16 protein-coding genes are annotated in these 15,011 nt (G+C 35.1%); 6 read left to right on the top strand and 10 right to left on the bottom strand.

The window, feature by feature from the left end:
• Positions 1-47 precede the first annotated feature (47 nt).
• From ACW0JX_RS06185 to ACW0JX_RS06170, 4 genes are read right to left on the bottom strand one after another with little or no spacing between them, the layout of a single operon-like run.
• Entirely contained in the window at positions 48-941 is an 894-nt protein-coding gene (locus ACW0JX_RS06185; protein WP_001079126.1) for an RluA family pseudouridine synthase, read from the bottom strand.
• Positions 942-955: 14 nt separating this feature from the next.
• Positions 956-1,753, bottom strand: coding sequence for an NAD kinase (locus ACW0JX_RS06180; protein WP_000673190.1), 798 nt, complete (start codon positions 1,751-1,753; stop codon positions 956-958).
• An 18-nt stretch (positions 1,754-1,771) separates the two neighbouring features.
• On the bottom strand, positions 1,772-2,410 hold the full coding sequence (locus ACW0JX_RS06175; protein ID WP_001081482.1) for a GTP pyrophosphokinase: 639 nt from the start codon (positions 2,408-2,410) through the stop codon (positions 1,772-1,774).
• 30 nt (positions 2,411-2,440) lie between these two features.
• The gene (locus ACW0JX_RS06170; protein ID WP_001180005.1) at positions 2,441-2,812 is read right to left on the bottom strand and encodes a UPF0738 family protein; all 372 of its coding nucleotides are present in this window, start codon (positions 2,810-2,812) and stop codon (positions 2,441-2,443) included.
• 144 nt (positions 2,813-2,956) lie between these two features.
• Here ACW0JX_RS06170 and ACW0JX_RS06165 point away from each other — a divergent pair, with 144 nt between their 5' ends.
• The 4 genes from ACW0JX_RS06165 (at position 2,957) to ACW0JX_RS06150 (ending at position 5,398) form a co-directional block, all read left to right on the top strand.
• Positions 2,957-3,535, top strand: a complete 579-nt coding sequence (locus ACW0JX_RS06165) for a CYTH domain-containing protein (protein WP_000191118.1) — start codon at positions 2,957-2,959, stop codon at positions 3,533-3,535.
• Positions 3,536-3,703: 168 nt separating this feature from the next.
• Entirely contained in the window at positions 3,704-4,102 is a 399-nt protein-coding gene (locus ACW0JX_RS06160; RefSeq protein WP_000043386.1) for a globin domain-containing protein, read from the top strand.
• A complete protein-coding gene (locus ACW0JX_RS06155) occupies positions 4,102-4,995 on the top strand; it encodes a ClpXP adapter SpxH family protein (RefSeq protein WP_053565015.1) in 894 nt (297 codons plus the stop codon). The genes ACW0JX_RS06160 and ACW0JX_RS06155 overlap by 1 nt, the downstream gene beginning before the upstream one ends.
• 229 nt (positions 4,996-5,224) lie before the next feature.
• Entirely contained in the window at positions 5,225-5,398 is a 174-nt protein-coding gene (locus tag ACW0JX_RS06150; RefSeq protein ID WP_000750354.1) for a hypothetical protein, read from the top strand.
• A 129-nt stretch (positions 5,399-5,527) separates the two neighbouring features.
• On the opposite strand, the gene pepF is transcribed toward ACW0JX_RS06150, so the two are convergent.
• The 4 genes from pepF to mecA all read right to left on the bottom strand — a co-directional run bounded on the left by pepF (position 5,528) and on the right by mecA (position 11,030).
• Positions 5,528-7,354 carry an oligoendopeptidase F gene (pepF, locus tag ACW0JX_RS06145; protein WP_459245504.1) on the bottom strand — a complete coding sequence of 609 codons (1,827 nt, stop codon included), beginning with the start codon at positions 7,352-7,354 and terminating at the stop codon, positions 5,528-5,530.
• 50 nt (positions 7,355-7,404) lie between these two features.
• Positions 7,405-8,649: a competence protein CoiA gene (locus ACW0JX_RS06140; protein ID WP_459245503.1), complete on the bottom strand. Its 1,245-nt coding sequence runs from the start codon at positions 8,647-8,649 to the stop codon at positions 7,405-7,407.
• 80 nt (positions 8,650-8,729) lie between these two features.
• Positions 8,730-10,274, bottom strand: a complete 1,545-nt coding sequence (locus ACW0JX_RS06135) for a cardiolipin synthase (protein WP_000799191.1) — start codon at positions 10,272-10,274, stop codon at positions 8,730-8,732.
• A 72-nt stretch (positions 10,275-10,346) separates the two neighbouring features.
• Positions 10,347-11,030, bottom strand: coding sequence for an adaptor protein MecA (mecA, locus tag ACW0JX_RS06130; RefSeq protein ID WP_000350715.1), 684 nt, complete (start codon positions 11,028-11,030; stop codon positions 10,347-10,349).
• A gap of 345 nt (positions 11,031-11,375) precedes the next feature.
• Here mecA and ACW0JX_RS06125 point away from each other — a divergent pair, with 345 nt between their 5' ends.
• Positions 11,376-12,050, top strand: a complete 675-nt coding sequence (locus ACW0JX_RS06125; RefSeq protein WP_069355211.1) for a TerC family protein — start codon at positions 11,376-11,378, stop codon at positions 12,048-12,050.
• A 49-nt stretch (positions 12,051-12,099) separates the two neighbouring features.
• On the opposite strand, the gene spx is transcribed toward ACW0JX_RS06125, so the two are convergent.
• Positions 12,100-12,495 (bottom strand): transcriptional regulator Spx, encoded by a 396-nt coding sequence (spx, locus tag ACW0JX_RS06120; RefSeq protein WP_000258267.1) that lies wholly within the window; start codon positions 12,493-12,495, stop codon positions 12,100-12,102.
• Between the two features lie 593 nt (positions 12,496-13,088).
• On the opposite strand from spx, the gene ACW0JX_RS06115 reads away from it, so the two are divergent.
• Entirely contained in the window at positions 13,089-13,292 is a 204-nt protein-coding gene (locus tag ACW0JX_RS06115; RefSeq protein WP_000559971.1) for a hypothetical protein, read from the top strand.
• A gap of 29 nt (positions 13,293-13,321) precedes the next feature.
• Here the strand turns inward: ACW0JX_RS06115 and ACW0JX_RS06110 are convergent, their stop codons facing one another.
• Positions 13,322-14,968 (bottom strand): peptide ABC transporter substrate-binding protein, encoded by a 1,647-nt coding sequence (locus ACW0JX_RS06110; RefSeq protein ID WP_459245502.1) that lies wholly within the window; start codon positions 14,966-14,968, stop codon positions 13,322-13,324.
• Positions 14,969-15,011: the final 43 nt, after the last annotated feature.

Genomic DNA, 15,011 nt, shown 5'->3' with positions numbered 1-15,011 from the left:
AAAAAAGGGAACAAAATTCTTTATAATATAAGAATTTTGTTCCCTTTTTAAGCATTCCTAAGTAGCTCTTGCATATCGCTTGGAATTTTTATAGTGAAAGACATTTCTTTCTCTAAAATAGGATGATAAAACGTCAAAGATTTACTATGAAGTGCTTGCCGTTTCATTTCATCCCTTCTTCCTCCATATAAGTTATCACCAAGTAATGGATGTCCTATATGAGCCATATGTACACGAATTTGATGCGTTCTTCCTGTCTCAAGCTCCAGCGCTACATGTGTCTTATCATATGTACTATCAATTACTTTAAAATGAGTAACCGCCCTTTGTCCATCCTCACAAACCGTTCGCTCAATAATGCTATCAGATTTCCGACCAATTGGTGCATCAATCATTCCTTCTCGTTCTACCATCTCACCGTGAACAATTGCTTCATACGTTCGTTTCACAGCTTTTTGTTGATGCTGCTTAGATAAAAGATGATGCACGAAACGATTTTTTGCAATAAGCATAAGCCCTGAAGTATCACGATCTAACCGTGTTACAATGTGCACTGTACTTGCCAGATGCTGCTTATCATAATGAGATAAAATCGCATTGGCAACACTCCCTGTCGGATGTTCTCTAGACGGAATCGTTGACATGTTCGCCTCTTTATCAATGATAAGAACCGCATCATCTTCATATACAATGCATAAAGGGATATCTTCTGCCATCATCCCTTCGCTTCTTTCCTCCACTGGAAAAAAGACACTTAATTCTTCACCAGCGCGCAACTGATGACGAACACTCGCATGTTGACTATTTACTTCAATTGCCCCGCCGTGAAACTTTATATCCGTTAAAGCGGCTTTAGAAATACCTTTCGTTTTCAAAAATTCCCTAACTAAAGTTCCCTCTTCAGCCAGCCCTATATCCCATTTCAATGTAAATCTGTTCAAATATATAACCCTTTCTATTTATCTGCAACAAACGAGTCACGAACTCGTTTCCAGAACGGGAACGGGCGGAAACGAACAAATCGTACTTTCTCGTTTGCTACGCGATACTGGATTGATTTCACATCTTGATGGACCATTGTTAAATGATCCACTGTAATTTGTAAGTTCATTCCTGCAGCCGGCTTTAACACACATGTATGATGCTTCGGCAATACGAGTGGCGATCCTACAGTACGAAACACACGATTGTTAATGGACGCCATTTCTGCAATTTGAATCGCTTCAATAGATGGGTGAATAATTGCTCCGCCAAGCGCTTTATTATACGCAGTACTTCCTGAAGGAGTAGAAATACAAAGGCCGTCCCCGCGGAATGTTTCAAAATATTCTCCGCGTATTTCTACTTCTGTTACTAATGTACCTTCTGCACTTTTTACAGTCGCCTCATTCATCGCTAAATACTGTGACTCTTTACTTCCATTCACATAGCGAATAATAACTTCTAAAAGCGGATATTCCACCACTTGGAATGGTGTTTTTGCAATCGCAATTACTAATTTCTCTACTTCTGTCGGTAACCAATCTGCATAGAAACCTAAATGTCCTGTATGTACACCAACAAATGCTGTTTCATCCAATCGATTATAATAACGATGAAACGCATACAAAAGCGTTCCATCTCCCCCAACAGAAATTACAATATCGGGTTCCTTTTCATCCATTATAAATCCAAAATCTAGCAAGTACTCTTTCATCGTGCTTGCCAGTGTATCTGATGATTGATCTCCCTTTGACATAATTGTAAATTTCATCGCCCAACACCCTTTAGTTTATGATTCGGAATCTTTCGTTTCTTGCTTTCTTGAAAAAGCCTTTTGCGCTTCTTGAATTTCAAGACGAATAGAAGACATTTCTTCATCTAATAAAAACGCCGCTTCAGCTGCACGTTGCAGGCGTATTTTAATATCTTCAGGAAAACGTCCACTATATTTATAATTTAAAGAATGCTCAATTGTTGCCCAAAAGTTCATTGCTAGCGTGCGTATTTGGATTTCTACCAATACTTTTTGTTCACCCTGAATCGTTTGAACAGGATAACTAATGACAACATGATAAGAACGATAACCGCTATCTTTCTTTTGCGTGACATAATCACGTTCTTCCACGATTTCAAAGTCATTTCGTTTTCGAAGATATTCTACAACAGGCTTAATCTCATCAACAAATTGACACATCATTCTAAGCCCAGCAATATCCTGCATATCTTCTCTCAATCGGTCTAGCGGTACATTTCTCTTCTCCGCTTTATCAATAATACTTGCAACCGACTTTACCCTTCCTGTTACAAACTCAATTGGAGAATGCTCTGTTAACATTGCAAATTGAGTACGCATTCCTTTTAGTTTCACTTTCAGCTCTGCCACCGCTTGGTGGTAAGGTGCTAAAAATTCTTCCCAATTTCGATTCATTTCAACCACCACCAAAATCAATCCATTTGCTTATAGAAATACTTTTTCTACAGCAGTTACTAATTCTTCTCCGTAATTTGCATTACCTTCAATATTTTCAACTAAATATTCTACTTCTTCTTTTAATCCTTCTAATTCCATTTCAATGTCATTCACGCTAACGAACATAACCACATCGTTATTCATCGCTTCATGCATTGCTTCCCAGCATGTGTGCGGAATACTTACATAAATGAAAGATGATTCATTTTCTAAGATATATAAAAATGATAAATTGTCTGAGTCTACAAGTACGTGATTACGTGCACTTAACTCCTTTACCTCTATTTCACTATTTTCCGCACAAAAAATAAGAGCATTCTCTCTCTTTTCTACGCTCTTAACTTGGATTTTATTTTGCATGCTCTAACTCCTCCATCTCAACTTCCTGTCTTACTTAACAGTATTATTGTATCATAACATGGACGCAAACAAATAAAACATTGAACCAAATTTATGAAAAAGCGATAATGTGTAAAGAATTATTTTTCAAAAGGAGATTATACAATGACACAAGAAATTGAAATTGAATTCAAAAATATCGTTACAAAAGAAGAATTCGATACATTATGTAAATCGTTTTCTATTGAAGCATTTACGAAACAAGTGAATCACTACTTTGAAACACCTGACTTCTCGTTAAAAGAAGCTGGCTCTGCACTTCGTATTCGTCATAAAGGAGAAACTTATACGTTAACGTTGAAACAACCTGCAGAAATCGGTTTATTAGAAACGCATCAAGTCGTAACAGAAGACGAAGCAAAAATGATGATGGAATCAAACACAATCATTCAAGGAGCAGTAGTAGATCAATTACACAAATTACAAATTCCTGTTTCTGCTTTAACATATATGGGTAGTTTAACAACAGAAAGAGCAGAAACATTATTTAAAGGCGGAACGCTTGTCTTTGATCATAGTTTCTATTACAATCACGATGATTATGAAATTGAATTTGAAGTACAAGATGAAGAAACAGGAAAAGCTGCATTTATTCATTTATTAACGCAACATAACATACCTGTTCGCCATACAAATAACAAAGTAAAACGCTTTTTCCTTGCCAAACAAAACAAAGCACGCTAAAGTGAAAATTCCACTAGTGAATATGTTTCACTAGTGGATACATCTCACTAAAAAAGTTTACACCCGTAGAATAAGCAAAGAATCTTTGAGAAGACTGTTTATTTGCCCTCTCGAACATTCCATTGCTACAATAGATATACATTTCATGGAAAAAGGAGTTTATAAAGGATGAGCAAGCAACCGATGACACCATTTGAAGCAATTGGCGGTGAACAATGCATTGCAATATTAGTAGATACATTTTATTCCTATGTCAGTAAACACCCTGACTTATCTCCCATCTTCCCGGAAGATTTAACAGAAACCGCTAGGAAGCAGAAGCAATTTTTAACACAATATTTAGGTGGTCCTAATTTGTACACTGAAGAACATGGTCATCCTATGTTAAGAGCACGCCATCTTCCGTTTGAGATTACTCCAAAACGAGCAGAGGCTTGGCTATCATGCATGGAGCAAGCAATGGATGATACTGGAGTGCATGGTCATATAAGAGAGTTTGTCTTTGAACGTTTAGCATTAACCGCTCAGCATATGGTTAATACTCCAAACGAAACAGGTGAAGTGTAATGGATAAGCAGGAAGCAAAGCATATAAATATGCCATCTCCTTCCGCATGTGAGCATAAGTCTGTAGAAGCATATTTATTTATTGATCCACTTTGTAAAGATTGCTGGGAAATTGAGCCTTTTATTATTAAACTATGGCTTGAATACGGGAAATACTTCTCTATTCGTCATATCGTAACAGGAAAAGTGGATGGAACGAACGCTTCCTCACACAAATGGAATAAACCTGCTAATATTCGATTTGTGTGGGAAAAGACAACAAGTTTACAAGGTTTTTCATGCGATGGAAAGGTACATATGCAAGAAGCATCTTCAACACCATATTTAGTTTCGATGGCAATTAAGGCAGCGGAGTTGCAAGGCCGAAAAGCAGGTTCGAAGTTTTTGCGAAAACTCCAAGAATACATTTTCCTTGAAAATGTATCAAGCCCTGACTGCGAACTATTACTTGCATGTGCGAAAGATAGCAATATTGATGTAGAAGAATTTAAAAAAGATCTACATTCTGCTAGTGCAAAAAAAGCTTTCCAATGTGACTTGAAATTCACGAATGAAATGCATATTACAGAAATACCCTCCCTCGTCTTTTTTCATGCGAACTCAGATGAAGAAGGTATTAAAATCGCTGGAAATTATTCCTACGATGTATACGTACAATTATTGAAAGAACTTGTAAAATGTGAAATTGAGCCAGAACCATTACCACCTTTAGAAGTGCTACTAGAAGCAACACAATTTATATCTTCAAAAGAAGTAGCATTTATTTATGACTGTCCGCAACAAGAAATTGAGCGCGAACTTAAAAAATTACAACTGAAACGAAAAGTACAAATGATAGAAGTAAAATGCGAACGTTATTGGAAATGGATAGCAAAAGAAAAAGACCTGGTGTAAACACCAGGTCTTCTTCTTTACGGCTTATAAAAATATTAAAGGGGATGGGAGAAATTTTCACGTTCAAACAAAGGGGTATATGTTTGTATGTGAATTCGTTCACGCTTATTATATTACAAGATTCGACGTCAGATGACAACCCCTTTTGTCGAATTTCACACTTTTGTCACATTCTAAACGTTTTCATTTTTGAATAAGCTATAAAAAAGGTCATTTAGGGGGTTTATTTATGAAAAAATCTTATATTGCTCTTCTCTTTCTAGCTGTCATCGTTTCTTTTTTCTTGTACATCCTCTCTCTACTACAAGCTTTTCCTAAAATTATTGCCTTACCTCTTTTATTCGGAATCATTGTTATCACTCTCTCTTATTTCAATCATAAAAAACGATTCAAAGGGTTTTAATTTCAAAAATCAGCCGTAAAACTATCCTTTCAGTTAGAAAAAACAAAGAAATTCACCTTGTTTTTCGACATATATCGACATTTAATCTATTCAAAAAAAGACGAGGATACAATCCCTCGTCTTTTTTCATTACTTTTCTTCAAATAATAATGCTTCTAATTCATTTAATTTCTCTTCAAATACTTGTAGTGCCTCTTTTACTGGTTCAGGAGATGCCATATCTACTCCTGCTTTTTTCAGTACTTCAATTGGATAATCAGAGCTTCCTGCTTTTAAGAACTCGTTAATATAACGTTCTACTGCTGGTTGTCCTTCTTCTAAAATCTGTTTAGATAGAGCTGTCGCTGCACTAAATCCTGTTGCGTATTGATATACGTAATAGTTGTAGTAGAAGTGTGGAATACGAGACCATTCTAAACCAATCTCTTCGTCGATTACTAAAGCTTCACCGAAATATTTCTTATTTAAATCATAGTAGATTTCCGTTAGCATATCTGGCGTAACAGCATGTCCTTCTTGTACTTTCTTATGAATAATATGTTCAAACTCTGCAAACATCGTTTGACGGAATACAGTACCACGGAATCCTTCTAAATAATGATTTAATAAATATAGACGCTCTTTCTTATCTTCTGTCGTTTTTAATAAATAATCATTTAGAAGCGCTTCATTACAAGTTGATGCCACTTCTGCTACGAAGATGGAATAATCACCATATACGTGTGGTTGTGTTTTTCTTGTATAGTAACTATGCACCGAATGACCAAACTCATGAGCAAGTGTAAATAAATTATTTACATTATCATGCCAGTTCATTAAAATATACGGATTTGTTCCATATGCACCAGATGAGTATGCCCCGCTTCGTTTTCCTTTATTCTCATACACATCTACCCAGCGATTTTCATATGCTTCTTTCAAAATATCAACATATTCATCACCAAGTACGTTTAAAGATTTTAATAAAAGGTCTTGTGCTTCTTCGTATTTCACATTCATTTTCACTTCTGGTACAAGTGGTGTATATAAATCATACATATGAAGCTCATCAAGTCCTAATGCACGCTTACGAATATCGATGTAACGGTGTAATAAATGTAAGTTGTCATTTACCGTTTCAACGAGTTGATCGTATACTGCTTCCGGAATATTATTATTGCTCAGTGCAGCTTGGCGAGCAGAATCATATTTACGAACACGCGCATTGAAATTATTACGTTTTACTGCTCCACTTAGCGTACTTGCGAATGTATTTTTAAATTTCCCATACGTTTCATATACAGCTTTAAATGCATCTTCGCGAACACGAGGATCATCACTTTCTAAAAACTGAATGTAACGGCCATGTGTAATTTCTATTTCTTCTCCGTCTTCACCTTTAATAGATGGGAACTTTAAATCCGCGTTATTCAACATACCGAATGTATTGCTTGACGAACTCATTACTTCAGATGCTTCCGCTAATAAAGCCTCCTCAGCTTCTGATAATACGTGCGGGCGTTGACGTGTAATTTCTTCTAATGCATGTTCATATACACTTAAATCTCTATTTTCCTTCAAGAATGTTTGCAGTGTATCTGCTGAAATCGATAAAATTTCAGGCACAATATACGCTGTGCTACTAGATACTTGTGAATATAAATTTGTTGCACGATCATTTAATGCTTGATATACAGAGTTTGTTGTATCTTGATCGTAACGCATATGAGCATATGTATATAGCTTACCTAATCGCATTGAAATTTCATCTTCATATTGCAATGCCTCAAGTAAATTGTCCGCAGAGTCACCAAGTTTCCCTTTAAATTCAGTTAACTTCGGTAATAGCTCTTTAATAGCCTGGAATTCTTTTTCCCATTCTGCATCCGTTTGGAAAATATCTTCTAATCGCCACGTACTTGCTTCTTCAATCTCGTTGCGATCTGGTAATGCTTTCGTTTTGTTTTGTTCAGACATTCTTTAAGCCCTCCTTTAAATATCTCTACTTAAGTACAATTCGTTTTTTCTTATGTAATTCCTTCACAATCATTCTTTATTATATCCCCTTTTCCTCCTCTCATGTTAAAATTTGCCTCAAATAAAGATAGCGCATGTATTAAGCAAATCTCATCATATTTCATAATTTCCTCCTCTGTTTTTAACATCACTACATCCCTTATTTTTCGGTACGTATAACTTCCCGCTTTATGCAATACACCTATATAGCATAAAAATGTCATATATTCAGTAACTGCCACTTTCCATGTGTGCTGTGAAAAGTACGGAAGTATCCGCCTTTTCGTATACCTTTTTACATAACTACACACATATTGAAGAGAAATACACTCTCCTACTGCAAGCCCCCCTATACACTTCATATATAGAAAAGCTTGCCATATAAATGGGTTTGTTTGAAAAGCAAATCCAGAAGGGAGTGGAACACCAATTTCAGAAGGAAAACTCGCTGGGGTACATTTAAATTGATATAAGAGGCGTAATAATGACTTATAATTATAATTCCAAATCGGCAGGGAATTTTTGCGGAAGTAGTTCTTTCTCTTCTTCCACTCTTCCCTTAGTATCTCTTTCTCGAAAGGAACGGGAGAAAAAAGCATTTCAAAAGTAGTTTTATCGATTGGTAAATATACAGTATGCGCGAAAAAGATGTTTGTAGAAAATGGAGTGACAAATGCACATTTCATAAATGATTTCTCTTTCGAACAGAAGAAAATAAGAAATGGTTGAGGATAAGATTGTAAGGAGAAAGCCATAAGTGAGGAGAATTTCATCCAATATGCAGATTGCTTTTTCAATTGATTTCCACCAACGATCCAAATGACCTGTATACCAGCTCGCCAATATGAATAGGTTCTTTTGTACAGCTGTTCTATAGCAAGGTTTGCACATTGGTATTCAATTGCAATTTTTCTGCCCGCCCTCTCTACAAAAATATCTGGTCGTTGCTTAATTTCCGGAAGGTAGTACTCTATATCCACCTGAAAGTTTTGACGTTTGAACCATCTATATAACAATTCTTTACCGTGCATATGATACGTTGATTCCGCTTCATAAAAGGCAAGACATGAATCCACTTTTTTATGAGCAAAATGCCAACTTTTTTGTTTCCCTAATTTCATTTGCACTTCCTTTCCACAAGCTACACAAAAGAATCGTTCCTGTTGGCGCATACGGCGCAAAAGCTCTTCATTACAATTATAGAGTAAATGAATTTTTTCTCCGTTTTCTCTTTTAGCTATAAATATCGGAATCACACCCTTTCAGCTCCTTATATTCTACAATTTATTACAAATTCCTTTTAAAAAAGAGATGTCCCAATTTCGGACATCTCTTTTTATAATAATGGCGATAATAACCGGTACGTTGATTCAACAATTCGTCTATGCAGACGCCTTTTATGAAAACGATCGACGTGAATTTCACTGGATTCTTCTAAATCGTCTTTAAAGTCTTGAACAAGTCTTTTAATGCTATCTGTATCATATAAAAAGGCATTTACTTCAAAATTCAAATGAAAACTTCTCATATCCATATTAGCTGTCCCAATTGAAGCTAAATCAGAATCAACGATGACAATTTTACTATGAAGAAAACCTTTTTCGTATTCATATATCTTTACTCCTGCGTCTAAAAGCTCTGGGAAGTACGATCTCGATGCGTAAAAGACAGTGCGCTTATCAGGTTTACTCGGCATTAATAAACGAACATCAATACCAGCAAGTGCAGCAACCTTTAATGCGGATAAAATATCATCATCCGGAATAAAATACGGCGTTGCAATCCAAATAGATTTCCGAGCAGACGCAATCATTGCGAAATATAAATGCTTAATCGTTTCCCACTTATTATCGGGGCCGCCTGCGACAAGCTGTACTCCTCCCCAATGATCACCCTCAACTGCTTTTGCTTGTAAATATTCCGGAGCTAGCACAGCCTCTCCAGTCATATAAAACCAATCTTGAAGGAAAATAAGCTGTAAACTTTGAACCGCTTCACCACGTAAATACAAATGCGTGTCTCGCCAAAAGCCAAAATATTTACTTTTTCCTAAATACTCATCACCGATATTTAATCCGCCTACAAACCCTTCGTTCCCATCAATCACAACAATTTTCCTATGATTTCGATAATTAATCTTATCGTTTAAAATCGGAAAGCGCACAGGAAAGAACGGAATCATTTCTACACCTGCATCGTTTAATTCTTCAATATACGATTTCGATAACTTAAAACTTCCAACCGCATCATATAAAAAGCGAACAACAACGCCCTCTTTTGATTTTTGTATTAAAATATCTTTAATTTCTGTTCCTAATTTATCATCACGCACAATGTAATATTCCATATGAATGTGATGTTTCGCTCGTTTTAACCCATTTAAAATGGCCTGAAACGTTTCATCTCCATTTGTTAATGTCCTCGTTTCAGTTTGAAATGAAATATTTAAAGCACCTAATCGATCCGCTAAACGAAATAACAGTTCTTGATGCTTATGATTGCGTAAAATTCGTTCTTCGTAATCTTCATGCCCTTTATATTGTAAAAACGCCTGTTCATCAAGTAACGCCTTCTTTTGAAACATTCTTTTTCTCCGAAAATTTTGCCCAAATAATAAATAAGCAAAGAAGCCAAATACCGGAAAAATCCCTAACACAATTAACCATGTAAGTGTTTTAGATGGATGGCGATTTTCTAAGAAAATAACGCAACCAATTAAAAACGCAGATACTGTAAATAAAATACTAATAATACCTAAAATCGAAACATCTTTTATCCCAATCACATCTGAATAAAATGCTACATCAATAAACATACGTAACGAAACAAATAATGCGAACAATAGCAGGATAAAGAAAATCAGCTTTAACGTATTTTTCATCTCTTACCTCCTAACTAAGAAAGCTTTCCTATTCTTCATATAAAAAGCCGATTTCATACTACAGAAATCGGCCTACGTTTTAGCAGGAAAATTATTGCGAATCGTTTCAAGCGCATGCTCTTTCACAATTTGTTTTCCATACTCACTTACACGATGAATTGTTAAAGTTGATTCTTCCCCATATTCTAAAACAATACTTAAAATACGATCGATTTCTTCTTCATCATGTAGCACTTCATCGAATTCCACATATACATAATAGCGGTCCTCAAATGAATACAGCTCATCTTTTATATCTTCAAAGATAAGACGATGACTTAATGAAATGACATCTTCAAAATCATTAAATTTAATTAAAAAGCCAAACGTACCATCTTCATTAAAGTTTGTTCCTGTTTGTTCTTCTACCTCTTCGACTAACTCTTGTTGGAATAATGATTCAATGCCTTCATCTAGAGGAATATCTATAATTTTGTCTACCCCTATCGGTAGTTCCAGCTTTTGCCCATCCTTTGAAAGCTCTGCTTTCGTGACAAGTACTTCAATCCCTTTATCGACTGCTTGCACTTGGATCCATAACGGCCCATCAATAAAGAAATCGTCATGATCACGAGCTTCGTCCATCATCTCCCAAAAGAGCTCTTCACTTCGTTCGCGATCATACCAAATTTCTTCACGATTAAATCCTCTATCCTCTATATCAATGTACGTAATAAAAAATTTCATCGTATGATCATTAATTCTTTCAATATCCAAAATACAACTCTCCCTTCCTGCTTAGAATTGTTATGAAGGGATTCCCCACTCATATGACAAATCAATAGATTCTTGTACTCTCATTTTATGATAAGATTCTCCAGAATGGAAATAAAATCGATTTATTTTACAAAAATAGTTATATGCCTATCTTTACTCGATCAACTACATAAATATATTATTATAGCGATTTCTTACTTACAAAAAATTTGGACATACATTTCCACATTCCCCCGTACACTGTAATAAGGTGAAACTTCTATTAGAAGAGATTATTTAACAACAACTTTCTTCATCACATACATACAGTTCGCTTATTAAAACATCATAAATGGAGGCAGACGAATGGACTTAGAGTTTTTAACATCCGTACTAATGATTGTCGGTATCGATGTTGTATTAGGTGGTGACAATGCAATCGTCATCGCACTAGCTAGCCGAAATTTACCTGAATCGAAACGAAATAAAGCTATTTTAATCGGTACTCTTTTAGCAATCGTACTAAGAATTGTCCTTACTATACTAGCTGTCTATTTACTCGACATTCCATTTCTACAATTGATTGGCGGGGTTTTACTTACATTAATTGCAGTCAATTTATTAACTGATGATAGCAATGACCTTTCTGCCATTCAAGGAAAAACAACTTTATTTCAAGCTGTGCGGACAATTGTTTTCGCGGATCTCGTTATGGGGTTTGATAATGTTATTGCCATTGCTGGTGCAGCTCACGGGAGATTTTTACTCGTCATAATCGGCTTACTCATTTCTATCCCTATTATTATTTGGGGCAGTAAACTTATTTTAATACTTATGGAACGATTTCCATTCCTCATTTATTGTGGTGCAGCAATTCTTGCCTATACTGCAGGGAAAATGGTTACACATGAAGACAGACTTGCAATCTTTTTTCATAACAACCCAAGTTTCACCGCAAGCATTCCTTATTTGTTCATTTTCACTATTTTATGCATCGGCTTTATCGTAAAACAAGTTCGATTACGCAATGTGAAACATTAAAAAAAACCTTCTACTATATAATAGGTAGAAGGTTTTCATATTATTATAATTAATTTACAAGACGTTGTGCTTCACGTAATTGGAACGTTCTTACTGTACGTGGTAAGAAACGGCGAATTTCGTCTTCGTTATAACCAACTTGAAGGCGTTTCTCGTCAATCATAATTGGACGACGTAAAATCCCCGGATAGTCACGAATCATCTTATATAAATCTTGAAGTGGTAAAGATTCTAAGTTTACATTCAATTCTTGGAAAACTTTCGAACGAGTAGAAATAATCTCATCCGTTCCGCTTTCTGTCATACGTAAAATCTCTTTAATTTCCTCAATCGTTAATGGATCTGAGAAAATATTACGTTCTGTATAGGGAATATGATTTTCCTCTAGCCATAATTTCGCCTTTCTACAAGACGTACAGCTTGGAGAACTATATAATGTTACCATACAAAGCTCACTCTCCTTAAAGAGTACAAATTCTGTACTAAATACAGTTTTAATTTCTAACTTCAGCAATTTTTCGCGATAACTTGTCTTATTGAAAAGTACAAAAATCACATTTCATGTAAGCAACAACTTATAATAAACAACAATTACTTTTAATAAGTAACTTCTATAATCATTATACAATAGATTTTGCAAGAAATATACAGTAAATTTCCTGCTAGTTGAGAAAACTCTTCCGTGTATTCCACTGCTATGTAACATGATTACGCTCAATTTAGCTGTACTTGAACAATAACTTTCAACCCTTTTAATACTTATTTCCTCTAGATTTTTCATATAATATATAGTTATTTATCTATAATCTTCCCTATGAAAAAGAGAACGTTTTCTTACTTTTTCCTGATAAATCAATTAAGAAATGTAAGACTATATAAATGAGAATAAAAAAGAACGTTTGTTCTTATTTTAACAAACATTCTCCCTCCTGTCTACACGATTTCTAAAGTAAATTAAATATTTTTCTGACATTTCTTTCTTTTTCATTTTTTATCTCATACAATAAACATACAGACAGGCAAAGGGGGAGTTTGCAAATGATTGCTTTTTTTATTGATTTTATTACGGTTGCTGCCCTCATCATCGGAATAACAGCATTGATTGGTGTCATTACAAATAGCATCGGTGAAAAGCTCTTTGGTGGAAAAGAAAAAATGAAGTTTGTTAACAAGAGTTTGGATGTACAATCTGGCTGGAACCAAGTTGGCGGAAAAGGCATTTATAAAAAACGCACGTATTAAAAAAAAGCAGGTGGTTAGCCTGCTTTTTTTTATTTTCCTACGGTTGCCCACTTAAAGCTTAAATCTCCGCCATATTTATGGTTGTACATATCTTTAATTGTTTCTCTTTGTAAGTATGCTCTACCACGTTGATATACTGGAACGATTGCAGCGTCATCAAGTAACATTTTTTCTGCTTCTAATAAGTTCTTCCAACGAGCATTTACATCGCTTCCATCTTTTTTCGCCTTCATAATGATTTCATCGTATTTCGGATTAGAGTACTTCATCTTATTTTGTGACCCATCTGTTACAAACATATCAAGATATGTAATTGGATCTGGGAAGTCCGCACTCCATCCAGAGAATGACATGACATAATCACCCGCATCTTCTAATTTTAGTTTTTGTGCGAATGGTTGTTGTTTAATTTTTACTGTTAAACCTGGTAAATTCTTTTCTAATTCACCTTTTAAATATTCACCAGTTTTCTTTGATAACTCTACATCTTCATTTAATAATTCTAATTCGATTTCATTTTTACCAAGTTCTTTTTTACCAGCTTCCCAATATTTCTTCGCTTCTTTCACGTTCGGTTTTACAATATCCCCGTTTACAGCACGGAAATCTTTTTTATCTGGTCCTTTAATGAAGTTATCAGGAATTAATCCTGTTGCTGGCTTAGAACCGTTATTTAATAATGTATCCACGAATGGCTTACGGTCAAAAGCAAGTGAAATTGCTTTACGAATATTTTTATTTGCTAAAGCTGGATCTTTTTGATTTAAACGTAGGAAGAATACAGATGTATCTTCTACTGTTTGGAAATCTGGTTTTCCTTTATATTTATCGATAAACTCCGCTAATAACGACGCTCGATCAATTGCATTTGTTTCATATAAGTTAATTGGCGTAGATGTATCTTTTACAATATTAAAGTTTACTTCTTCAATCTTCACTTCTTTATTGTCCCAATATGATGGGTTCTTTGTCATTTTAAAGCTACGTTCATGCTGCCAATCGCTTAATGTAAATGGTCCGTTATAAAGTGTAGTATTTGCTTCTAAACCAAACTTTGCACCTTGCTCTTTAACAAATTTCTCATTCACAGGATAGAAGATTGGATATACCATTAAATCTACAAGATATGGAATGGAATTGTCTAATTCAACTTCTAATGTGTAATCATCAATTGCTTTTACACCTAGTTGATCAGGACTCATCTCTTTTTTATTAATTTTCTCTGCATTTTTTATATCGTACATAATATAAGCTGATTTCGCAGCTATATCTGGATTAATCGCTCTTTGCCATGCGTATACGAAATCTTTCGCTGTCACAGGCTCACCGTTTGACCATTTCGCGTCTTCACGTAACTTAAACGTATACTTTTTACCGTCTTCTGACTTTTTAAATTCCTTCGCTACACCTGGAACTAGCTTATCATCTTTTCCTAAAATGTATAAGCCTTCCATCGTATTGTTCATTACTCTTGAAGAAACTGCGTCAGCTGATAATGCTGTGTCCATCGTTGGAATTTCTTGTGTTTCAATTAAGTTAATAACTTGCTTCGCACCGCTTTTCCCGCTATCCCCTTTTGCGTTTGCCTGCGGTTCATCTTTTTGATAGCTACATGCCCCTAACATCATGCTCATCGCTACTGTTGATGCTACAAAAACTGGTATCTTTTTTTTCATACTTCCACCCTCCAAAAAAATGTTAGCCCTTTCATTTTCAAAC

Source organism: Bacillus sp. C-3-6, from assembly GCF_054509685.1.
Note: the sequence above shows the minus strand (reverse complement) of the source record. Positions and strands in the feature narration are given on the sequence as shown.

What these genes read in the sequence shown, in the direction of transcription:
- ACW0JX_RS06165 (WP_000191118.1), top strand. Translation starts at nt 2,957, where the DNA reads ATGACACAAGAAATTGAAATTGAATTCAAAAATATCGTTACAAAAGAA.
- ACW0JX_RS06170 (WP_001180005.1), bottom strand. Translation starts at nt 2,812, where the DNA reads ATGCAAAATAAAATCCAAGTTAAGAGCGTAGAAAAGAGAGAGAATGCT.
- pepF (WP_459245504.1), bottom strand. Translation starts at nt 7,354, where the DNA reads ATGTCTGAACAAAACAAAACGAAAGCATTACCAGATCGCAACGAGATT.
- spx (WP_000258267.1), bottom strand. Translation starts at nt 12,495, where the DNA reads ATGGTAACATTATATAGTTCTCCAAGCTGTACGTCTTGTAGAAAGGCG.
- ACW0JX_RS06115 (WP_000559971.1), top strand. Translation starts at nt 13,089, where the DNA reads ATGATTGCTTTTTTTATTGATTTTATTACGGTTGCTGCCCTCATCATC.
- ACW0JX_RS06135 (WP_000799191.1), bottom strand. Translation starts at nt 10,274, where the DNA reads ATGAAAAATACGTTAAAGCTGATTTTCTTTATCCTGCTATTGTTCGCA.
- ACW0JX_RS06155 (WP_053565015.1), top strand. Translation starts at nt 4,102, where the DNA reads ATGGATAAGCAGGAAGCAAAGCATATAAATATGCCATCTCCTTCCGCA.
- ACW0JX_RS06125 (WP_069355211.1), top strand. Translation starts at nt 11,376, where the DNA reads ATGGACTTAGAGTTTTTAACATCCGTACTAATGATTGTCGGTATCGAT.
- ACW0JX_RS06180 (WP_000673190.1), bottom strand. Translation starts at nt 1,753, where the DNA reads ATGAAATTTACAATTATGTCAAAGGGAGATCAATCATCAGATACACTG.
- ACW0JX_RS06110 (WP_459245502.1), bottom strand. Translation starts at nt 14,968, where the DNA reads ATGAAAAAAAAGATACCAGTTTTTGTAGCATCAACAGTAGCGATGAGC.
- ACW0JX_RS06160 (WP_000043386.1), top strand. Translation starts at nt 3,704, where the DNA reads ATGAGCAAGCAACCGATGACACCATTTGAAGCAATTGGCGGTGAACAA.
- ACW0JX_RS06175 (WP_001081482.1), bottom strand. Translation starts at nt 2,410, where the DNA reads ATGAATCGAAATTGGGAAGAATTTTTAGCACCTTACCACCAAGCGGTG.
- ACW0JX_RS06150 (WP_000750354.1), top strand. Translation starts at nt 5,225, where the DNA reads ATGAAAAAATCTTATATTGCTCTTCTCTTTCTAGCTGTCATCGTTTCT.